This window comes from Bradyrhizobium sp. AZCC 1610 (assembly GCF_036924515.1).
In the GTDB taxonomy this organism is placed as follows: domain Bacteria; phylum Pseudomonadota; class Alphaproteobacteria; order Rhizobiales; family Xanthobacteraceae; genus Bradyrhizobium.
Genome location: NZ_JAZHRR010000001.1, coordinates 6597684 through 6618606 on the forward strand (window position 1 = coordinate 6597684; position 20923 = coordinate 6618606).

General features: G+C 62.1%; 22 protein-coding genes and 2 pseudogenes. 3 read left to right on the plus strand and 21 right to left on the minus strand.

Translation table 11 applies throughout. The features are described 5' to 3' along the window. Window positions 1-4: 4 nt before the first annotated feature. From V1279_RS32345 to V1279_RS32420, 16 genes and pseudogenes are all read right to left on the minus strand, one after another. Entirely contained in the window at window positions 5-268 is a 264-nt protein-coding gene (locus tag V1279_RS32345) for a VirB3 family type IV secretion system protein (RefSeq protein ID WP_247779094.1), read from the minus strand. Then, complete coding sequence (locus V1279_RS32350; protein WP_247786674.1) at window positions 268-564, minus strand: TrbC/VirB2 family protein; 297 nt, start codon at window positions 562-564, stop codon at window positions 268-270. Before V1279_RS32350 ends, V1279_RS32345 begins: the two co-directional genes overlap by 1 nt. A 23-nt stretch (window positions 565-587) precedes the next feature. Next, window positions 588-1556: a P-type conjugative transfer ATPase TrbB gene (trbB, locus tag V1279_RS32355; RefSeq protein WP_334444446.1), complete on the minus strand. Its 969-nt coding sequence runs from the start codon at window positions 1554-1556 to the stop codon at window positions 588-590. A 129-nt stretch (window positions 1557-1685) separates the two neighbouring features. Further along, window positions 1686-2120, minus strand: coding sequence for a CopG family transcriptional regulator (locus V1279_RS32360; protein ID WP_334444448.1), 435 nt, complete (start codon window positions 2118-2120; stop codon window positions 1686-1688). Between the two features lie 9 nt (window positions 2121-2129). Next, entirely contained in the window at window positions 2130-4073 is a 1944-nt protein-coding gene (locus V1279_RS32365) for a conjugal transfer protein TraG (protein ID WP_334446669.1), read from the minus strand. Continuing rightward, window positions 3991-5382: an MFS transporter gene (locus tag V1279_RS32370; RefSeq protein ID WP_334444450.1), complete on the minus strand. Its 1392-nt coding sequence runs from the start codon at window positions 5380-5382 to the stop codon at window positions 3991-3993. Before V1279_RS32370 ends, V1279_RS32365 begins: the two co-directional genes overlap by 83 nt. Window positions 5383-5497: 115 nt before the next feature. Then, window positions 5498-6076 (minus strand): ribbon-helix-helix protein, CopG family, encoded by a 579-nt coding sequence (locus V1279_RS38050; RefSeq protein WP_442894848.1) that lies wholly within the window; start codon window positions 6074-6076, stop codon window positions 5498-5500. A 215-nt stretch (window positions 6077-6291) separates the two neighbouring features. Beyond that, window positions 6292-8046 carry a relaxase/mobilization nuclease domain-containing protein gene (locus V1279_RS32380; protein WP_334444454.1) on the minus strand — a complete coding sequence of 585 codons (1755 nt, stop codon included), beginning with the start codon at window positions 8044-8046 and terminating at the stop codon, window positions 6292-6294. Further along, a complete protein-coding gene (locus V1279_RS32385; protein ID WP_334444456.1) occupies window positions 8043-8321 on the minus strand; it encodes a hypothetical protein in 279 nt (92 codons plus the stop codon). Before V1279_RS32385 ends, V1279_RS32380 begins: the two co-directional genes overlap by 4 nt. A gap of 218 nt (window positions 8322-8539) precedes the next feature. After that, window positions 8540-9052 (minus strand): S26 family signal peptidase, encoded by a 513-nt coding sequence (locus tag V1279_RS32390; RefSeq protein WP_334446671.1) that lies wholly within the window; start codon window positions 9050-9052, stop codon window positions 8540-8542. Then, window positions 9052-9516, minus strand: coding sequence for a DUF2840 domain-containing protein (locus V1279_RS32395; RefSeq protein ID WP_334444458.1), 465 nt, complete (start codon window positions 9514-9516; stop codon window positions 9052-9054). Before V1279_RS32395 ends, V1279_RS32390 begins: the two co-directional genes overlap by 1 nt. 250 nt (window positions 9517-9766) lie before the next feature. Next, window positions 9767-10649, minus strand: a pseudogene (locus V1279_RS32400) (replication initiator protein A). Between the two features lie 21 nt (window positions 10650-10670). Then, the gene (locus V1279_RS32405; protein WP_334444460.1) at window positions 10671-10952 is read right to left on the minus strand and encodes a helix-turn-helix transcriptional regulator; all 282 of its coding nucleotides are present in this window, start codon (window positions 10950-10952) and stop codon (window positions 10671-10673) included. 128 nt (window positions 10953-11080) lie between these two features. After that, window positions 11081-11455, minus strand: coding sequence for a DUF2285 domain-containing protein (locus V1279_RS32410; RefSeq protein ID WP_334446672.1), 375 nt, complete (start codon window positions 11453-11455; stop codon window positions 11081-11083). Window positions 11456-11660: 205 nt separating this feature from the next. Then, a complete protein-coding gene (locus V1279_RS32415) occupies window positions 11661-11849 on the minus strand; it encodes a transcriptional regulator domain-containing protein (RefSeq protein WP_334444462.1) in 189 nt (62 codons plus the stop codon). Between the two features lie 152 nt (window positions 11850-12001). Further along, window positions 12002-12283, minus strand: a complete 282-nt coding sequence (locus V1279_RS32420; RefSeq protein WP_334446673.1) for a DNA -binding domain-containing protein — start codon at window positions 12281-12283, stop codon at window positions 12002-12004. A gap of 196 nt (window positions 12284-12479) precedes the next feature. Here V1279_RS32420 and V1279_RS32425 point away from each other — a divergent pair, with 196 nt between their 5' ends. Next, window positions 12480-12731 (plus strand): helix-turn-helix domain-containing protein, encoded by a 252-nt coding sequence (locus V1279_RS32425; protein WP_334444464.1) that lies wholly within the window; start codon window positions 12480-12482, stop codon window positions 12729-12731. Window positions 12732-12917: 186 nt separating this feature from the next. Here the strand turns inward: V1279_RS32425 and V1279_RS32430 are convergent, their stop codons facing one another. The 5 genes from V1279_RS32430 to ku all read right to left on the minus strand — a co-directional run bounded on the left by V1279_RS32430 (window position 12918) and on the right by ku (window position 19868). Beyond that, window positions 12918-14108, minus strand: a complete 1191-nt coding sequence (locus V1279_RS32430; RefSeq protein ID WP_442894927.1) for a DUF932 domain-containing protein — start codon at window positions 14106-14108, stop codon at window positions 12918-12920. A gap of 389 nt (window positions 14109-14497) precedes the next feature. After that, window positions 14498-14809, minus strand: coding sequence for a DUF736 domain-containing protein (locus tag V1279_RS32435; protein ID WP_334444467.1), 312 nt, complete (start codon window positions 14807-14809; stop codon window positions 14498-14500). An 801-nt stretch (window positions 14810-15610) separates the two neighbouring features. Further along, on the minus strand, window positions 15611-17647 hold the full coding sequence (locus V1279_RS32440) for a ParB/RepB/Spo0J family partition protein (RefSeq protein ID WP_334444469.1): 2037 nt from the start codon (window positions 17645-17647) through the stop codon (window positions 15611-15613). Between the two features lie 667 nt (window positions 17648-18314). Further along, window positions 18315-18929 (minus strand): cell envelope biogenesis protein TolA, encoded by a 615-nt coding sequence (locus V1279_RS32445; RefSeq protein WP_334444471.1) that lies wholly within the window; start codon window positions 18927-18929, stop codon window positions 18315-18317. An 18-nt stretch (window positions 18930-18947) separates the two neighbouring features. Next, window positions 18948-19868, minus strand: coding sequence for a non-homologous end joining protein Ku (gene ku, locus V1279_RS32450; protein ID WP_334444473.1), 921 nt, complete (start codon window positions 19866-19868; stop codon window positions 18948-18950). Between the two features lie 146 nt (window positions 19869-20014). On the opposite strand from ku, the gene V1279_RS32455 reads away from it, so the two are divergent. Together V1279_RS32455 and V1279_RS32460 are read left to right on the plus strand one after the other, a co-directional pair. Continuing rightward, the gene (locus V1279_RS32455) at window positions 20015-20410 is read left to right on the plus strand and encodes a hypothetical protein (protein ID WP_334444475.1); all 396 of its coding nucleotides are present in this window, start codon (window positions 20015-20017) and stop codon (window positions 20408-20410) included. 46 nt (window positions 20411-20456) lie between these two features. Further along, a pseudogene (locus V1279_RS32460) lies at window positions 20457-20889 on the plus strand (hypothetical protein). The last annotated feature ends 34 nt before the right edge of the window (window positions 20890-20923 follow it).

Consider the following 20923-nt stretch of genomic DNA (forward strand, 5'->3'; position numbering starts at 1 on the left):
TTGCTCACACATTCAGATGGGTTGGGATGCGCAGATGGCGTCTTGCAGTCTCGACAAAGAGCGGATCGCGCTTCGCGGCCCAGACGGCAGCGGCATGACCAATTGCCCAGATCAGGAGGCCCGCGATCCACAGCCGCAGGCCGAGGCCGAGCGCAGCGGCAACGGTGCCGTTGACGATGGCGATCGCACGCGGCGCGCCGCCGAGCAGGATCGGTTCGGTCAGCGCGCGGTGCACCGGAATTGCAAAACCTTCAACCGGCCCGTCCATCAGATCAGCACTCCGCCGCCGAATGAGAAAAATGCCAGGAAGAAGCTCGAGGCTGCGAACGCGATCGACAGACCGAAAACGATCTGGATCAGGCGCCGAAAACCGCCCGAAGTGTCGCCGAAGGCGAGCGTAAGGCCCGTGACGATGATGATGATCACGGCCAGAATCTTGGCGACGGGCCCCTCGACCGACTGCAGGATCTGGTTAAGCGGCTGCTCCCACGGCATGTTGGAGCCAGCGGCCTCTGCAGTGGGCGAGATCGCCACGGAGCTGAGAGCTACCGCAACAGCTATCATCCCGCTTCTCAATGTGACGCCGTTCATGATGGGTCTCCTGCGTGTGAAATGAGGTAGTCGCCCTCGGTCGTCAGGCCATCGACACGCGCGAGTTCTGTCAGCCGACGGTCTGCGCCGCGGCCGGAGAGAACCGTAATCACGTCGATGGTCTCCGCGATCAGCGCGCGCGGCACGGTGACGACGGCTTCCTGGATGAGCTGCTCAAGCCGGCGCAGCGCGCCAAGCGCCGTGCCGGCGTGAATGGTGCCGACGCCACCGGGATGGCCGGTGCCCCAGGCCTTGAGAAGGTCGAGCGCCTCGGCCCCTCGCACCTCACCGATCGGGATTCGGTCGGGGCGTAGCCGGAGCGAGGAGCGCACGAGGTCGGACAGCGAGGCGACACCATCCTTGGTGCGCAGCGCCACGAGGTTAGCCGACTTGCATTGGAGTTCGCGCGTATCCTCGATCAGCACGACACGATCTGCAGTTTTTGCAATCTCGGCCAGCAGCGCATTAGTCAGCGTGGTCTTGCCGGTCGAAGTACCGCCGGCCACGAGGATGTTTTGACGGTCCCGGACAGCGTTCCGCAGCCCTTCAGCCTGAGCGACTGTCAGGATGCCGGCGGCGACATAGTCGTCGAGCGTGAAGACGGCCACCGCCGGCTTGCGAATGGCAAAGGCTGGAGCGGTCACCACGGGCGGCAGCAACCCCTCAAAACGCTCTCCCGTCTCGGGCAACTCGGCCGAGACGCGGGGACTTTCCGGATGAACCTCAGCGCCGACGTGATGGGCAACGAGCCGCACGATGCGCTCGCCGTCGGCTGCGGCGAGACGCTCGCCGGTATCTGTCATGCCCCCCGACAACCGATCGACCCAGAGCCGGCCATCGGGATTGAGCATGACCTCGACGATCCCAGCGTCTTCGAGCCAGGCCGCTATCGCCGGTCCGAGCGCCGTGCGCAACATGCGTGCACCACGCGAGACCGCCTCGGACTGAAAGGAATGAACTGCCACGCTTGCCCCCAAGGTCGCCGAGATATGAGCTCGGCGGTGGGGATCAGTAGAAAAGGCAGGTTACGCGCTCGTGCAACAAGCTGAAATCAGGCGGCGTATCGTGGCGTAGCAAAAGAAAAGATGGCGGGATCACTTACGAGGAACGGTTGGCGGCGTTTGCGTCGGATCGATGTCGAGCGAGATCTCCTGGGCCAGGGTCTGGCCCCTGGCCAGCCGACGCCCAAGGGCTTCGACAAACCCCTCGTACCGTTCCCGGCCCTTGGCCTGCGCAGCGGGGTGCGCGGTATCAGGCAGCGGCGGCGTTGCCGTCAGCCAGAACCGCACGAACAAGGCGAGCGCTTCGTTTGAAATGGTGATGTGACGCTCCAGCCGCTCGACGTGCCGGGTCAGCCGGTCAAGGCGACGGCCGAGCGCCGCTTCCATCCGCTCCGAATTATCCGGCGACAGGAATGAGGCCAGCGCAGTTTCGACGATGAGCGCCTGCGGCACCCGCTTGCGGCTGGCATGATCGGCGAGCTTGCCCGCAAGGTCCGGAGGCAGGCGAAACGTATGTTTAGTCCGCATTATCTCACCCTAGAGGTCGAGGCCATCGTCTGGATCCATCGCGGCCTGGCGTGCGAGGCTGGAGACGTTCATGCGCAGCACACGCGCTCGTATGGCGTCACCGTCGCCCACATCTTCCGTGAAGTCGAACTCCGGTGGAGGCTTTAAGGCCGCTGGCGCGATATTTTCATGCTCGGGAAGCTCCGGCTCGCGGCGAATGCCGGAATTTACGGTAGATTGCCGAGCACCCGACAAGCTTACCGGCTCGGCAACATTTGAATTCGGCGGAGCTGGCAGTTGGCTCCAATCGTCTATCACTGCCCTACCGTCGCGATCGAGGGAGCTTGAGTTTGGCGGTGGTAGCACGCGCTCGGTCAAACGTGGATCCTCAAAATACCTCGCCTTCTTGGCGCGGATCGGTGGCACGCCGGAAACCAGCACCAGCTCATCCTCGGGCAGAAGCTGCATCACCTCGCCGGGCGTTAGCAATGGCCGCGCGGTCTCCTGTCGCGAAACCATGAGATGGCCGAGCCACGGGCTAAGCCTGTGACCGGCATAGTTCTTCATCGCCCTTAATTCCGTGGCAGTCCCAAGCGCATCCGAAACCCGCCTGGCCGTACGCTCGTCATTGGTCGCAAAGGAAACGCGCACATGACAATTATCGAGGATCGCGTTATTCGGCCCGTATGCTCTTTCGATCTGATTGAGCGACTGCGCAATAAGGAAACTCTTGAGCCCATAGCCCGCCATGAAGGCGAGCGCCGACTCAAAGAAATCAAGCCTTCCCAGCGCCGGAAACTCGTCGAGCATGAGCAGCAATCGATGCCGGCGGCCCTTGGCCTGGAGTTCCTCGGTGAGACGGCGACCGATCTGGTTGAGTATCAACCGCACCAGCGGCTTGGTGCGGCTGATGTCGGATGGAGGTACAACGAGATAGAGCGTCGTCGGCCGATCGTCTTCAACGAGATCGCGGATGCACCAATCACAGCGGCGCGTCACCTCGGCAACAACAGGGTCGCGGTAGAGGCCGAGGAAAGACATCGCGGTCGAAAGCACGCCGGACCGTTCGTTCTCGCTCTTGTTCAGTAGCTCTCTCGCTGCGGATGCGATCACCGGATGCGCACCGGCTTTGCCAAGGTGTGGCGTAGTCATCATTGCGCGAAGCGTGGTCTCGATCGGCCGTTTCGGATCGGACAGGAAACTCGCAACACCGGCGAGCGTCTTGTCCTGCTCCGCATAGAGGACGTGAAGGATGGCTCCGACCAGTAGCGCATGGCTGGTCTTCTCCCAGTGGTTGCGCCGTTCCAGCGACCCTTCAGGATCGACCAACACGTCGGCCACATTTTGCACGTCACGAACTTCCCGCTCCCCTCGCCTCACTTCCAAGAGAGGGTTGTAGGCTGCACTCCTTGAGTTGGTTGGATCAAACAACAGCACCCGACCGTGTTGGGCCCGAAAGCTGGACGTCAGGGTCCAGTTTTCACCCTTGATGTCATGAACGATGCAGCTTCCCGGCCAAGTCAGGAGCGTGGGGACAACAAGGCCGACACCCTTGCCGGATCTGGTGGGGGCAAAGCAAAGGACATGCTCAGGTCCATCGTGCCGCAGATAAAGTCGCTCGAACCGCCCGAGGATCACGCCATCTGCCCCGGCAAGGCCGGCACTTCGAATCTCAAGCTGGCTGGCCCAACGTGCAGAACCATATGTGGCCGCCGTCTCCGCCTCCCGAGCCCGCCACACCGACATCGCGAAAGCGACTATAATCGAGATGATCCCGCCGGACGCAGCGACGCATGCCCCTTCAACGAACACTTCAGGTGCGTAGGCATCGTAGGCATACCACCACCAGAAGAAGGCCGGAGGCAGATAGATGGGAACGCCCGGTGCGAGCTCAAACCAGGGGTGTCCGAGTTGCAGCTGATAGCCGAGACGCCACGCCGTCCATTGCGTCGCGGCCCACATTGTGATGAGCACGACGGTCAAGACGCAGGCGATCTGGCCCCAAAGTATTCTGGTTGCGGACATGGCATCGAATATCAAGTGACTCCGTAATCCGCGGACAAGCCATCTTGCAAGCTGCTAGTATTTTCGGATACCCCGGCGAACAGATTGGTGCGGCAAACCAGAGGCCAGCCACGATCTGGAGCCCTACATTGAAAGCAAATGCTGCTTGGTAAGCGACTTCAGGGTAGTGCCCATCTATGGGCGCCCAGAGCTGAACTACTAGCCCCGTCATATATTGCACGACAAACGCGCTACCGATGTGGAAGACGTTCAGCGCTGCATTGGCCCTACCCGCCAGCTCCTTAGGGAAATACTCGGCCAGGATAGCGTAACTGAGAACAGTTCCTGCGCCGACGGCCGCCACGACGATCCACGGGACATATGACGGGAGCGGCCATCGCAGGATCAATGCCAACTGAGCCGCGATAAACATCGTGGCGACAAGGCCCAACAGTGTCCGCGGTCCGGTCCCACGTCGGCGCGCCCGATCGACCGCAATGCCCCACAGAAGCCCGCCCAAACTCAATGCGATTGCCATAATGAGCAAATGCCAGAGTAGTCCCGAGCGGTCGAGACGCTCGACATCGCTGAGCCATGGCGCCGCCCACAGTCCCTGCAACGCCCATGCCGTCCCGATACAGGCGGCTGAAAGCGGAGCCAGGCGCCAGAAGCGTGGGTCGGCATAAACCATCCTTAGACTATTTGGTCCGCATAACACCGATATACGTGCTGGCACCTCTGGGACAGCAAGATAGATGACAAGAGCGCATCCGGCCGAGACAATCGCGAGCAGCGCAAACAATGCTCGCCAACCCACCGAAACCAGCAGGAACTCCGCAGGCAAAGTTGCCGTCAGTGCGCCCAGGGCCCCCAACATGATCATCAGGCCGTTGAGCAACGGGATACGTTCGCTGGGAAACCAGAGCACGAGGGCTTTCAAGCCGGCCGTCAATGACGCGGCGACACCAAGACCGATCAGCGCCCGGCCGCCGAGGAGCAGCCAAAAATTGTCCGAGACGGCAAATAGCGCCGCGCCTAGAGCTGCGGCAATCATCACGGCACTTTGGATCCGCCCCGGACCATATCGGTCCAACAAGATGCCGATCGGAATCTGGGCAGCAGCAAAAGTCAGGTAGTAAACAGACGTCAGTAGACCAAGATCGCCAGCGCTGAGGCCAAATTCCGACGTCAAGGAACCGGCGACCGTTGCATTGATGGTCCGAAACAGAAATGAGAGGTAGTAAGCGGCAACGAACGGCAGGAAGACGCGCAGAATCAAGTGCCAGTCTGTCGAGCCGCCGACACGTCGGCGTCGAGTCGCATGGCTGGACAGTCGGGACCGTAGTGGCTGTTCGACCGATTCTTCGTGAGCAATTGTCTGCTTCGCAACAGGTCTAGTGCAGAGGCAGTCCCGCCTTCCCTGGAAAGTTGAACAGGCTGCCGCCCTCCCGGACGGCAGTGGAGTGCTCTACTTCGATGCCAACCGGGTTTGACGTGCGGAGATCTGGCTCGTGAACTGGCGAAGAGGTCTTTGCCATTCCCTTCCCAAAACCGTCAGCGTGAGTACGTCTCTTGTGGCCGAGCCGATCCACCGTCTCATGCACGAGCGAGGTCCCCGACTGAACGCGCCGCCAAACCTGTGTGGCAAATTCATCGAACCGCTCCGCCCCGAGCGCACACGCGGCCCGCAGAGCGGCGGCCGGCAGCGGCGGCGTCACCGCAAGCTGGTATCGAGCCTGCAGCGCGACACTCTCGTTGACGATTCGAAGATCGCGATCGAGTTGTTCGAGCTGGCGGCTCATCAAGGAAAGGCGGCGGTCTACCGGGAGATTATCATTATCGTCGTCCGAACCGAAGAACTGAGCAAGGGCGGCCTCAACGAGCGCCGACTTGCTGGCGCCAGGACGCTTGGCGGCTGCCGCTAGCCGCGCGGCCATCTGCTCCGAGAGGTAGACGCCAATTCTGGGCTTCATCGTTGGACCTTTTGAAAGCCTGATTTCCTGCAGTGCGCGTCTAAAGCAGCGGCGCGCTGAACAAAAGGGGCTACTCACGGTCCCCGAGCAACCGCTCAATCGCAACCGCCGTGCGTTCGGATAGATCGGCGTAGAAGAAGGCCGATCGAGATTGCATGGCACCGGCGGGCGGCGCGAGGTGCGACATGGCGCGGAAGTGCCGGGCAGTCCGCCAATCAGATTCCCAGGCTAATTTTCCTTCCAAAGCTCCAGGTCACACCGCCGCCACTTGCGGCGATGCCGGATACCTGTCGACCGAGATGCTGCTCAAGGGCGGGCCGCCAGGGCACGAGTTGGAATCCAAGCCCGTCGTCAATCATGGCAAACCGACCTGACGCCAGCGCTATACGCTGACGATAGATGCCCACGATGCGTTCGCCCTCCGACGAAGGATTGTGGGGTAGCCCTGTCTCGACCGAGATTCTTGCAACCGCCGCATCGAGCTCCCGTTGCCTTAGCGTATTGAGAAGATCGCGGGCAAAGGTGACCCTTGCCCCCTGACGGCGCGCGAGACCTTCGCTTGCGAGATAGTCAACCCGGCGATCAATGGCTTCGCGCACTTCGGATCCGAAACCGCTGCTTGCCACGATCGAATCCCGCGCGAGTAACTGCCGGTCAATCCAGGTCGCTCCCGGCGCGGTGACCTGAGCCTCAATACTAAGATCCGATCGGGTGGCGAGCGAGAGCCGCTTGCGGCCCTGCACATCATCGTAAGATCGCGCCTCCACGATCGCGCCGGGCGCGGCATCGCCAGTCATTTCGATATCGCTGAACCTGATGTGATGCGTTCGTCCATCGATCCCCTCAACGATCGCATAGGCCGAGCCTTTCAGTTCGTCATGCAATCCGCGCTCGAGCAGCCGGCCGAGCACGAGATCTGTCGGTTCCTCGCCGTGCAAGGCAAAGCCGGAGACATCCGGCTCGCGGCCACGAACGGTCATCGTCCGATGCATTGTCTTGATGACATCGCCGCGAATTGACAGGTCACGCAGCCTGTCCTCGATACCAGGCTTGAGCGTCCAGCAGCCGGATGCAACTTGATCCGCAAGACCGAGACGTTCGAGTTTGGCCGCCCGACCAACCATCAGGCGGCGGAGTGCGAGGTCTTCGCCTGTTACACTGGGGCGAAGGTCCGCCACGCCGGCCCCCTCGTCGGCGGCAATACGCAACGCCCTATCGAGGCTCGTCCAGCGTTCGGCCTCGACCTCCCTTTCCAGGGCAGACTGGATATCCCGCTCGCTGCGCGGCCCAAGCTCCAGGGTAACGCGCTCGGCGGCACGATCCCGAAACCCGCGGCTGATGTAATCCCGACTGATGACCAGATCCTGGCCATCCTCGGCGCGCCCGCGGATCAGGACATGAATATGTGGGTTGTCGGTGTTCCAGTGATCGACCGCGACCCACTCCAGCTTGGTTCCGAGATCGCGCGCGACGTCGGTCATCAACTCGCGCGTGAAGGCACGGAGATCGCCGAGCTCGGCGGCGTCCTCGGGAGAAATAATAAATCGAAAATGGTACCGGTCATCCTTGCAGCGCTCGGCGAAAGCACGCTCATCCGCTGTATCCGACGCCGCATCAAACATCCGAGCATCAGCGCCGTCCCGTGTAACTCCCTCCCGTTTCAGATAGGTAATATGCTTCGGCAGCGGCGCCGAGCGAAAGCGGGTGCCGTGGTGACGAACCACGCGCGCCTTCATCACCACGCGTCGCGAGGTCGGGCGGAGCGACAAGGAAAGGGCGGCGCGCCGGCCTCGCCCGAAGCGCGACCGGCTAGCGCCGGCCTTACCGCGTCCGAAACCGTTGCCGACATGCCCGGCCCTCTTGGCCGCCCGCATAACCTGGCCGACAAAGCTATTCGGACGCGACGAGCTACGTCCGCTGTCGCGGATGCGACCAGGACGAACACGAAGGTCATTGTCGTGCTGGCTCACGATCGCCTCACCGCAAGCTTGCGCAGGCCGATGGCTTTCGGTGCGTTGGTTTCCTTGACGATTTGGAATGGAGCGACGGCTTGATCATTTCCCATGCCTCTTAAACTCTCAACTCCACCAACCACATGCGCCCGACCGAAGGCGGCGCTTTTCCCTTGCCATCCGCGGTCGGTCTGCCCCTGCTCCCAATCACGCACCGCCAAGAGTGCGAAGAGCTTCGACAGAATGCGATTGAGCTCGTTTGCAGGGGGCGCGACCATCAGAACTACAAACAAGACAGCCGCCACAGCGGCACAAGCGGCAATCCCGATAGAAGGCGAGCCTGCCACCGTGCTCGCGACCGTCCAGGGTGAAGCTGCTTCGCGCCGGCCATTCGGCCGCCCTGGACGGCCGCTGTGCGCGGCGGCTGCGACAGCGCTGGTCGGGACGGAGGAATGGTGCGGCCTTCGATCGAACAGAGGAATGGCCAACCGAGAGCCCACAGCACGCACCGTCAGTTCTCATTTGTCCAAACGGGACGCGCACGGCCGACGATTGCGGTTGCTGGCATCATTCCGAAGTAACGCCCGTCGAAGGAGTCCGCGGCTTGCCAGTTCATGAGGAAGAGCTTTCCGTCGTCGACGACGTCGCACCCTTCCCAGACCGGCAACGGCCGGTCACGACTGTCACGCTCCCGCGCCTCGCCCACCGCGATGCCATCGACCGTGATGGTGCTCCCGTTTCTGCAGACGGTTTGTCCGGGAAGCGCCAGCACACGCTTCAACATGGGAACGCCAGTTGGAAGATAGCCGTTCAGGTCCAGATAGCTTGCCAGCGGCGCCGGCGGCCGAACTACGACCAGCTCGGTGACGTAGTGATTGCCAGCAGGCCGCACGCGATAGAGGCCGACAGGGACGCTCGCAGAGCTGTTCCAAATGTAGATTGGGCATGGCTGTGCGACAATCGGCCCGGCGAGCAAGGCAACTGCGCCGATCGTCGTTAGGAGGGTTCGGTTTCGGGGCATCATCACGGTGCGACCCTCCGCCGATGAAGCCAGGCCTGATGGCGTGACTTTGTGTAGGCGCGCGGGGCTTCGTTGACAGACAGGCGGTTGTGGACGTGATGCCAATAGTCGGGCGCCGCGTCGGCAGGGTCGATGCCGAGCGCCTCGACGGCGTCGATCAACTGCAACACACGCTCGACCTTGGACCAGCCTGACAGGCGCAAGAGAATTTCGCCGCCGGATTTGACATAAGGGACGGTCGAGCAGCGTTGGCCAGTTGCCACCGCCCGCAAGATGTCGATGCGGGAAACGACCGTCCCGAAATCGTTCGACATCCAGCGAACGAAAGCAAAGATGCTGCCGGGTGCGAATGACAGGACGCGCCTGTTGCGGTCGAGAATCCTTTCCTCGACGGCGCGACCGAAGCGAATTCGGTTCTCGATGCGTTTTTCAAGCCAGAGAAGCTCGACCTGCGTGAGTTCGTTCATGAGGCCACTCCGTCTAGGCGGAGCTCCAACGCCTGCGGACGAGCACGCAGATCCCTCGGCGGCGGGTTATGCACAGTGAGGAAAACGGCGCGGTCCGTTAGAAGAAATCCGAAGGATTTCTGGTTAGAAGAGTTACGGCGGCTCGAACGCGCCTGATAACAAACGCTTAGGACCGATTCCGGTCCCCGATAGCACGAGGATCTGGTCCCCGATGGCACGAGAGTAGCGGTCCCCGATAGCACGAGTTGATTCACAGCTTATCTCCAGCCTGAGGCGTGAGCCCGCGCTTGCGAAGCCGCTCCTCGAACGGATCGGTGCAGCGGGGCGAAAAGTTCAACCGTTCGACGCCGTTTGGGTCGCGCGTGATCACGAGCTCATAGCCGGGCAAGGTCTGCCGACGGACGATTTCGCGCAGGTCAAAGGCAAAGTGTTTGGGCGGCGAGAGGCTGCCGGACTTGGCGTGAAGATGCAGAAAATCAAAACTCCAGCCACCTTGCTGGCGACCGCCGTGCTTGCGGACAAGCCGGTAAAGCCAGCGCTCGAGTCCGCCGGTCAAACAAAAATAGGCGCGGTCGATGGTCAGCACGAGCGCGTCATCGAGAACGCCGGCATAGAACCAGTCTGGCAGGATCAACTCGAGGCCCAGCGGACGCCCATTGGCATCGGCCGTCTCCTTCCATTCGTTGATCCAGGAAAAACGATGCCGTCGTCGCTCTGCCGGCTGGCGGATCGACGTCAGCACCGAGGTTGCCTGCAACCGGTCGAGACCTGCCTTGAGACGATCGTAGTCGCGCGCGCTGGTGCCGCGGCCAACCGAAGGTCAGGATTTCATAAGGGGTTGCCGCCATCAGGCGCGAGGTCTTCAGGCCGGCGTCGCGCGCCTCGACAATTTGCGAAGCTGCCCAGATCAGGACATCGGCATCCCAGATCGTCGCCATGCCGTGTTCGGGCACTGCCTCGACGCGAATGGAGATTGCGCCCGCGCGGAAATCGATCGGCACAATCCGCTTTGACTTGGCGAGCGAGAAGAATGGATAGGCCATCAAGTCCTGGGCGTCGCGCGGCGCGAGATCGCCAGGCAAGGCGCGGAACAGCTCGAGTTGACTGCGCTCGGATCGAAATTTGCGCCGCATCTGCCAATGCTCCCGCGGCAATCAGCGACGTTCCTGGCCCGCATAGGGGCGCAGTGCCGGATGCTTCTTGGCAGGCAGGACCGTCCCCTTCCCGGGATCGGACGTCGATGTCTTGGACCCGAGATCGGCCCAAGCCTTCAGATCATCGAGCGCATAGACGACCCGGCCGCCAATTTTCCGATAGGTCGGACCGGTGCCGTAGGTGCGGTGCTTTTCCAAAGTGCGGCCGGACAGCCCCAGATATCGCGCGGCCTCGGGCGTCCGCAGGAAACGTGGCGGCAGACCGGCCATGGGATCGGGCATTTGAGAACTCCATCATGGAATCGCGCTATCACCGGCGGTGCCGGCGTGTGTGCGGTGATCATGGAGGAGCAGCCCGTCGCAGGGGGATGGCGAAGATCGAGGGGTGGATTATCGATACCCGAAAGGGGCTATTTGTCCTTGCGCCTTGGACGCAGGAGTTCGCGATAGCCGCCGCGCATCAAGGCGAGGCCACGCTGCACGAGGCGGATGGTACGATTGCGCAAGTCATGCGTCTTCCAGGCGCGCTCCGGGATACGCTTCTCGCCAAAAAGACCTTCGGCGATCGCACGATAAGTCTTGCCCTCATTACGTCCGTCGAGCGCACGCAAGACCAAAGCAAACCGCTGGCGCCGCTGCTGAGGAAGGTCGGACAGGGGTGGACACGGAGAACGGCCGCTCAGCGTACGACAGAGCGATTGGGCCGCCTGGGTGCGGAGTTCAAACGTCGAGTCCATTGGCAACTCGATCGCTTGCGGCGTCGAGGCTGCAGGCAATTCCTTCATCCACACGCGATGCGTGGCACCACCGAACCGGAGCACGGCATGCCAGCCGTCCGTGTTCTGCCGCAACTCGCCGGGCGACAGTCCAGTTAGATCCAGAGCGATCGGTTGATCTGAAGTTTGCGACGACGAAGCTCCTACCGACAAAACGGTCGGCAGAACTTCAGGTGCCCAAAATATGATCTGCTCGTGGCAGGCCTTTCGCGGATCAGCCGCGAAAAGACAGGCCCCATTTATTCCGGAATTCGGCCGGAGCGCCGGCGCGCGGATTCGCTAGCGCACTATAGTGTTTTCGGTATTCGGGATTACGACGAAGGCATTCCCAGGCGAGACCGGTCAGGTCGGCGTTCTGCAGTTTTGAATAGGCCTCAGGCGAGCGCCAATCGAAATCCGGCATTGTACTTGATCCTCACGCGAAACAATGACGCATTGCAACACTTTAAATATGGACCATTTATGGTTGCATAACGTATCCCACCGGTTAGTTACGCGAATTATCTGCAGTACAGAAAATTCTTCCCTCCCAATTTAATTCTGCAGATCGTTTTCCTACCGATTGGCGGAGCCGCCACGTAGCAAATGGCCATAGCCATGGTTCGTCATCCATCTGGCGCGAGACAGATGGCTATCGAAGGCTCTGCGTGCGCGCTCCGGGTAGCGTTCAGGATCGATGTGAAGAACGATTCTTGCAACTTCACGCCAGTCCGCGTTGTCAGCGTCAGCATCCAGCAGCCGGAGATAGGTGACGACGTGTTGCTCGTCATAAGCCGTCAGCACGGGGTCATCCGGTGCCAGGTCCGCAACATCGGGGTCAAGTGGGGGTGACGGCATGTAGCTCCTTCGAGTGGCGACGAGGCTGCGCTTGGCCACCATTCGGCGATAGCCTCACCTTAGCCCTATTCGGTACCGTTCGCAGCCAAACTTCGGGAAGGCAGCTATTCCTGGAGGGCATTCGAATGCCTACGCAGTTGGGAATACACACTATAGGAGATAAACCTCATAGTATGTAAAGAAGCAACTTGCGCGAATGGACATGCGCAAGTTGGTTGGCCGAAACTTCGGACGATTGCGGAAGCAGAAGGGCTTCACGCAGGAGAAGTTTTCGGAAGCATCCGGCTTTACCCAACAATACATCAGCGGTCTCGAACGCGGACGTCGCAATCCGACCATCGTTACATTGTTTGAACTCGCCACAGCCTTGGGCGTGAGCCATATCGACCTTGTGCTACCAGATGATGAAGTGCGCAGCGAACGATCCAAACCCTCCAAGAAAAAGTGAACGATTCCATCTGACGAATGTGGCTCTGTGCTTCCGCGCGAGCCGGGCCAAAGGCCCGGCGAGCGCCGACGCAAACACGCGTCGCCGCCGCCGATCCGCTTGCCGGATCGGCGGCGGCGCACTTGGGGCACCATTCGCAAGAAATGAAGTGGCCGCGCAATTTTCTCAAATTGCGCGGCGCACGTTCTAAATGGCGCGTTCCATCAAGCGCTTTGCCTTGCCTTCGAGTTCCAGCCGCGCATCCTGATGAGATTTGGTCCGGGCCAGCGCGGTGATGCCTTGCACGAAGTCAAAGACACTTTCGGGCTTTCGATTTTCTTCGCCAAGCACCGTTTCAATAATCTTCGCCGTTTCCGATTTGGAAAACCCGCCCTTGCGCAAGAAGCTCTCACGGTCCTCATCCGTCCGGGCAACAATCCGCCCCCGAGCGGCCTTGATTCCGGCAACGAATGGCGCGGGCGAAGAATTGGCAAAGCTGGTCAAGGCCGGTGCCGCCTCATGCGCAAAGCGCTGGCCTGCGAATTTGGAATGCCGGATGGTGATTTCTTCGAAATTCTCGACGCCCCACAGATTGCGGTTCATGCAGACGGCGCGAAGGTAGAAGCTGGCAATGCCGAGCGTCTTGCTGCCAACTTCGCTATTCCAGCAGTAAAATCCCCGGAAATATAGGTCCGGTGATCCGTCCGGCAAGCGCCCCGCCTCGATCGGGTTGGTGTCATCGACCAAGAACAGGAACACATCCCGGTCGCTGGCGTAGAGCGTCGTGGTGTCCTTGGTCACGTCCACGAAGGGATTGTGGGTCATGGTGGCCCAATCCAGCACGCCCGGCACCTTCCACCGCGTATCCCCAACTCCATTGCCTGCAATCTTCATCACGGCGGCAACAAGCTCATGGTCCCAGATGCGGCCATAGTCGGGGCCGGTGACGGCACGAAGCTCGACGCGGCCGTTATCAGCTTCCAAGGTCTTCACCAGTTCGGCGCGGTGCGACAGCAAGCCATGTTGCAGATTGATGCCGGACAGCGCGGCCGGAAGTTGCCGCAGATACGAAGTTGGCGCCCCGACAAGGGTGCACAATTGTCCGAAGCTCCAATGGGTGGGCGCCACCGGCTCATCGCGCCCGGGGACCATCAACGCCAGCCGCTCGACACTGTCGCGGTTCGCCTCCACCCTGATTGACTTGCTTTCCACCGTCCGCGCCTGCGCGCGCTCGGCGCGACCGCGCACGGCGTCATAGAGTTCCGGCAGGTTCAAGTAACGCTCGTCATCCGGCCGCGAAAACCATTCCGACGACACGCGGCCAACACGCTTGCCGCGCGATACATCCACGCGAAAGCCGCTAGAAGCAGGCTGTTCGTTCTGGGTCAGGGTTATCATCGTCATCGCTGATTCTCCTCTGGGGCTGGGTTAAAGCGCAGCGCTGCGCTGCAACCCTGCCCGTCGGCGAGACCGGGGTAGCAAGGGCAAGGGCGGCCGGAGTGGAGGGGGATCACCCGCCCAAGGGGGCGCGCGGTACGCGCGCGTCTGCACGCGCCTGGCGCTCATGTCGTCGTGAAAATTCTGCGACGGCGCGGAAGACCGGGGAGACCACTCCGGCCGGCGCCGGCTTCGGCGCTTTACCCTTGCGCGCGCGAGGGCGGAGCCCTTAGCGACTATCATGAAAACAAGGAGACCGAAGGTCCTCCCTCTTCTTTCCGCGCCGTTGTGGCCCTGAGCGCAGGAAAAACCCCGCCTCCGAGGAGGCGGGGCGCTTCGATCCGGTTGGATCAGTCGCCGTTGCGGCGGGACCAGATCAGCGTGAAGCTGTCGTCGCCCTCCCCCTTCACCAGCGAAGCGTAGATCGGGGCCGGGAAGCTCGGGTCGTCGAGTTTGACCGAGAGATATTCGCGATCGGTCTCCCGCGCGGTCTTCTTCCAGGCCGCGCCGAATTCAGTGGCGCCGGCGAAGATGCGAAAGTCGGGCGCCTTGTCGTTTTCTTTCTCGGTTGCGACGAACTTCGCCTTGACGTTGAGCGTGAGCGTCTTGACCGATCCGGTGTAGCCGTTGTCCGCTGCGGTGAAGGTTCCGATGGTAGCCATGGTGGTCTCCGTCTGTTGTCGGGCCGCGACCATCGCGGCCTCGATGGCGGTCCTTGGCCCGGGGAGCGATCGGCCCGCAGCCGTCAGGCCCGCAGCGCAGCGGAGGACGGCGTTAGACGGCTTTTTTGCTTTCCGCGAGGAATGCCGCCACTTCGCGGCAGGGGAAAAAAGCCGGCGGAGCTGTTGCGGGAAGGCGATCGAGGCGCAGCCGTCCCTCGGGCCTGATCCGTCCATTCGAGGTTGCGTTGGTGCGCGCCTATAAACGGACTGATGGAGACCACCATGACTGCCATCATCGTCGCCGCACAAGGACAGCGATCACCAATCGGACAAAGACGTGCAGCCGCGCATCCCCGAAGGCGAAGACGCGCCCCTTTCGAACGACGGCGCATGATTTCGCATCGTAGGGCCGACCCGTCACTCGCCCTCGATCCAAACCCGCGGAGTCCAGCTTGCGATCTCGATGTCAGAGATGGTGATAGGTCCGCCCCGATTTACGCCTCGCTGGTGAAAGGTGAGGGCCACGACAGCTTCACCCTGATCTGGTCCCGCCGCAACGGCGACTGATCCAACTGGATCGACGCGACGTGCCGTCCTTCGGGCGGGTTCGCGGGCGCGGACCACAACGCACGCTGCCCGCGCGCTTCAGGCCAAAAAGCATCTTCCTTTCCCTAGAGAATGCATCCGATCGAGGGTGTGAATATCATGACGTTAGCCGCGCGCCTGAAGGCGCGCGGCCAAAAAATACGACAGTTGCGCGATGAGAAGCCGGGACCGCGCGAGCGGTCCCGGCCTTGCCGCTTACTCGGCGGCCACAGAGTACGCGTCGGGGGTCGTCTCCGTGACGGCATCCGCCTGCGGGTGTTCGGCAGGCTCCTGGACGGCTCCCGGCGTCCGCATCAATACGGGCAGCCACCCGGTTCCGACCAACAACTGCTCGGCGGCTTCCGCCATCTCCTGCTTCTTCATGTCCGCCATCCGTCCAGCGGCTTCCTCGCTGACAGCTTCCTGCACGGCGGCAAGAATATGCGTCGTGGTGACACGACCCAGATAGGTCCGCGCGGTCGGGATCCAATGCGAGGTCATGTCGAGCGACACAGCCTCCGCCAGCTTGTCCGCCGTTGCCACCACACGGGGCCTGCGCTCCGATGGTAGTCTCACGGCGTTGACCGTGAGCGCGGCGCAATGCGCGAACAGCGCTATGCGGCTGTCGTGGTCCAATTCCACGACAAAAGCCCAGAGGTGGGACACATCGCGCGGCATCTGAGCCGCCCAACGGGCGTGGTGATCCGCCCATGCCTTCCCCGCTTTGGTGTCCTCGATACCATCCGCATGGGAGGCCAGCACCGTGCTGACCGGACGGATGTCGAGAACGTGGGCGTCCGCGCCGCGATAGAAGATTTGCGCCGATAGCGCATGGGTCACGGCCACGATGGCGACGTCCGGCTGCTCGAAGGCAAGGCGAAGCCCGAGGGTGCGGTGCGCGGTAAGATCGCGGATGAGGATGTCCGACAGCGGCTTGTGACCGTCGCCGTCCTCGTCCTCCCCATCCAAACCCTCACCCTCGGCTTCACCGTGCGGGCGGTTTTCGCCGTCCTCATGGACGGTGTGACTGTCCTCGCCTTCGCCATTCAGATCATGTGTTTCTGGCTCCGGCGTCTCGTCCTCGGCCCGCATAAAACCGCGCTCGATGCGCACGGTACCGTCATGATTGAGGATGACAAACGCCCCGCAACGCGCGATGTCGGCGGGGTCATAGGCCCGACGCTTCGCCTCAAGCCGCTCGATCTCGGCCTCAAGCTCGCCGAAACGCGCATCGACTTCATCGGGCAGTTCCTCGGCGCTCTCATGTTGCTCCGTCAGGCTGTCGACCTCGCCCCTCGCGGCATCCAAGGCGGCTTGATCCTCCGCCGAAAGGTCCACTGCTTGCGGATATGTCCGGCGTAGCCCGTGACTGTGCGGGTAGTCCAGGAAGACTTGCGCCCATTTCCACCCCTCTGCTTCCAGCAAGGCGTTCGCCGCACGTCCGAGCTTCGCCATCACAAGCAGGTCGAGGAGCGCCACGTCCTCGAAATAGCCGCCGCGATCTTCGGTGAAGAGATCACGAAGGATCGTGCCGCCCGCTTCGGTATAGGCTTCCGCGCCGACAAAGATCGCGCGGCGATCGGTGGCGGCAACGTTGGCTTCGGTGAGCATGCGGCGGATCGTGCTGGCGTCGCGGTTAAAGGACAGCCGCTCAAAGGCGGCTTCCTGCCGAGCATGATCCTCGGTGATCGCAAAGGCCATCAACTGGTCGATCGACAGATCGCCGTTGCGATAAATTTCCATCAGCTTGGGCGAAACCCCGCCCAAGCGCAGGTGTTGCCGCACCACGTGCGGCGTGACGCCGAACCGGGCGGCGATTTCCTCCGCGCCAAAACCGCGTTCCTCCGCGAACTTCTTGAACGCCTCGAACTGGTCGGCGGGATGCATGTTCTCGCGCGTAACGTTTTCGTCGAGGCTGATTTCGAAGGCGTCGTTCGCGGTGTCGATGACGCAACGGATCGGTTCGGTCTTCTTGATCTCCTTGCGCTTGACACGGAGAAGCTGCGCCAGCCTGCGGCCCTCTCCGATGGTGACAAAATAGAACCCGGTGGCCGCACCATCCGCATCCAGTTCCGGCTCGACGACAAGGTTCTGCAGGATGCCTTTGGCGGCGATGCTGGCCGCATAGGCCTCAATCGACGCCTCGCTGTGCGGCGTCTTGCGGGCGTTGTTCGGGGATTTCTTGAGCTTGTTGAACGGAATGAAGCTCTCGGTCCCGCTCGCCGTGACGATTTCGACATTCTTGATGGACATGATCGATCTCCTTTTAGGGCCTGGGTGCAGCGCGCACCTCGCGCCTGCACCCCTGCCCGTCGGCGAGACCGGGGTAGCAAGGGCAAGGGCGGCCGGGGCGGTGGGGGATCACCCGGCCTGCACAAGCGGATTCCGATGGTGGCGGCTGTCCGGTCTTGACGTCCGCGCGGAAGGTCGGGGAGACCGCCCCGGCCGGTCCCGGATCTTCCGGGACTTCACCCTTGTCCGCGCGAGGGCGGAGCCCTTAGCTCCGAAACAGAAAGAGGGCGTCTGCGCCGCAGCGAAGCGAAGGCCAGTCGGCAGTCGCGAGACCGGTTAAATAGGCACCCGAACGAAGGGCAGTGATAGCGACGCCGGAATGAAATGACGGCGGGACCGAGGGCGAGTGCCTCCGGCGAGCGACACGTTATCGCGCGAGGGATCGAAGCCGAAGGCCGAGACGCAGCTTTGCGGCTCGGTTCACGAGAGCCCGGTGCGGCCATTGCCGCGCGCGCCCAAACCTTGAGCTCCGGCCCTTGCGAAACATAGCCTTGTGTTCAGCTGGAACGAACGACGGGACATAAACAGTCGTCGTATCAGGAGCTTTTTGAATGCTGACGACGAATGAACGAAGGCCGGCGATACGGAAGTTAGGCGGATGGGCCATCCACGTGCGCCCCTGCGAGATCTAGCCCCGCGCGCGCCGCAGCGCGGCCTTCAACCGCTCCTTTTCCTTGTCCCATCTGGCATCTTCGACTTGGGATCTCTTCGCAAGAACCTCCACCTCGGCCTGGATTGCTGCGGCCCTATTGGTGTGCTCGCGCTCGGCCTTGTCCAACGCCGCCTGCGCCTTGTCGATCGCCTGCTGTCGCCTTTGGCGCTCCTTCTGTCTGGCGGCTTCCTCCCTCGCTTGTTCACGCGCGCGGCGCTTCTGCTCCCGTTCGTAGGCGAGATCGGCTTGCCGTTCCCCCGCCTTGTCGACGGGACGGGAGGGAGGCTTCTTCGATTTGCGGCCTTCCGACTTGCGGGCAGTTTTCGTTTGTCTTCCGCCGCTGCCCAGATCGGTGGGAAGTTCGGCACGCTCGCCGAAGCGTCCCTCGGATCCGACGGGGCGCTTGAGAACGACGCCCGGCTTCGCCATGGTCGCAGCGATGATACCTGGATCGTCGCTTTCCTTCGCCGCCCCCTGGTGGAAGAGATTGCTGTCGGCGCCCCACGCTTCCAGGGCCGCTTTCATCGACGGAGCGGCGACCGCCAGATCGAAGAAGCCCAGCGAAGTCTGGTAGGTCTTCAGTTTTCTCACCGGCTGCTTCACAATACGCTAGGCCGACTTCCGCTGCGGTTTTGCGGCCGGCTTCTTTGCCGCTGCCTCTTTCGCCGATTTCTTTCCATCGATCGGCATCAGCATTTCCTTCTGGCCGCTTGCGACCTTGCGTGGCTTTTTCGCCGGCTTCTCTTTAGCCGGGCCGGCGGCGCCGATACTCTTGCGCAGCGCGTCCATCAGGTCCACCACGTTCTCGCCGCGGGGACGCTCTTTCGCGGCGATTGGTTTTCCGGCGCGCTTCTGGTTGATGAGATCGATAAGGGCGGTTTCGTACTGGTCTTCGAACTTGTCTGGGTCGAAGTGGCCCGCCTTCTGATTGACGATGTGCCTGGCGAGATCGAGCATGTCCTTGGTGACTTTGACATCCTGGATGTCGTCGAAATACTCGTCCGCAGAACGCACTTCGTACGGATAGCGCAGCAGCGTTCCCATCAGCCCCTTGTCGAGCGGATCGAGCGCGATGATGTGCTCCCGATTGGTCAGCACCACGCGCCCGATCGCAACCTTGTTCATCTCTCGGATGGTCTCGCGGATGACGGCGAAGGCGTCATGGCCGACCTTTCCGTCCGGCACCAGGTAGTAGGGGCGGATCAGATATCGCGGATCGATCTCGCTGCGGTCGACGAACTCGTCGATCTCGATGGTCCGCGTCGATTCCAGCGCGACGTTCTCGAGCTCCTCCTTGGTCACCTCGATGAAGGTGTCGGTGTCGACCTTGTAGCCCTTGACGATGTCCTCGTTGGCGACCTCCTCGCCGGTATCGGCGTCCACTTTGGCGTACTTGATGCGGTGGCCTGTCTTCCGGTTGAGCTGATTGAACGAGACTTTTTCGGATTCCGACGTGGCCGGATAGAGCGCGACCGGACAGGTGACGAGGGAAAGACGCAGGAAGCCTTTCCAGTTAGCGCGGGGGGCCATGGCGGGGGAACTCCAATACTGATGCCGGATTCAAGACGATCCACCCAGCTTGGTTCCGACATCGCGGCCTTCCCAACGGGATGATTTTTTCACGGAGCGGGCTTGAAGCGGACTCGACTTTTGTTCTCTTTATGTTCTAATTCGGAATGACCGACCGACCCGCGAGCTGGCGCATGCCGACCCCAAGGCAGATGGAAAAGCTGGCCGCTGAAGTCGCCCGTAGGCCGGGCCCCTCCGCTGCGGCTCCGGATGCGCCCCTCCCGGCCGAATACTGGGAATCGGTACTCAAAGACCCTCGCGTCGGCGCGACCGGGGCCCAGCTGCGGCAGCGACGTCTTTGCGAGATTCAGCGCCACGTGCTGCGCATCTCCTGCCGCCGCTGCGAGCGGACCGTGGAAATCCAGACCGCCGATGCCGTCCGATTGTATGGCGGCAACGCGGTCTGGAAGGACGTCGCGCAGCGGCTGCTCGACAACACCTGCCAGCAGCGCACCGGCAGGCATGAAGAAGACGGGTGCTGGCCGGCGTTCGAGGCGCCGTAGCCCGCTCCGGATCGCCGATCCGATCTCTTTGCGCCTGGATGTCCGGATGGCCCCGAAGTATCACCCAACGCCTCCTGTCGGGCGGCGACCGCAAGGCTCTGGCGAAAGAGCTCGGCAAGGCACGCGCGATGGCCAACATCCTGGCCGCCCAATCGGTGGAGATGCGGGCCAAGGGCGAGGCGATCATCCAGCAAGCTGACCGGCTCCTTTGCGAAAGTTGGAACGAGCGGATGTGGAGCGACGGCGAACCGCTCGATCCGTCGCCCACCATCGATCAGGCCGTGAATGGAGGCTACCCTTGGCTTGAGATCAGGTGCGCGCGCTGCAAGACGCCGAGCGACGTCGACCTCGCAGCGATGAAACACCCGCCGACCACCTTCGCCAGCCGGCTGCGCTGCCGTAAATGCGCCAAGTCGGGCCGGCGTCCATCCGCGACTCTGCTACAATTGGCTTGGCAGCCGCGCCACCCTCGAGCCTGACTGATGTGCATGGACTCTGGTGATCGAAGAGGCG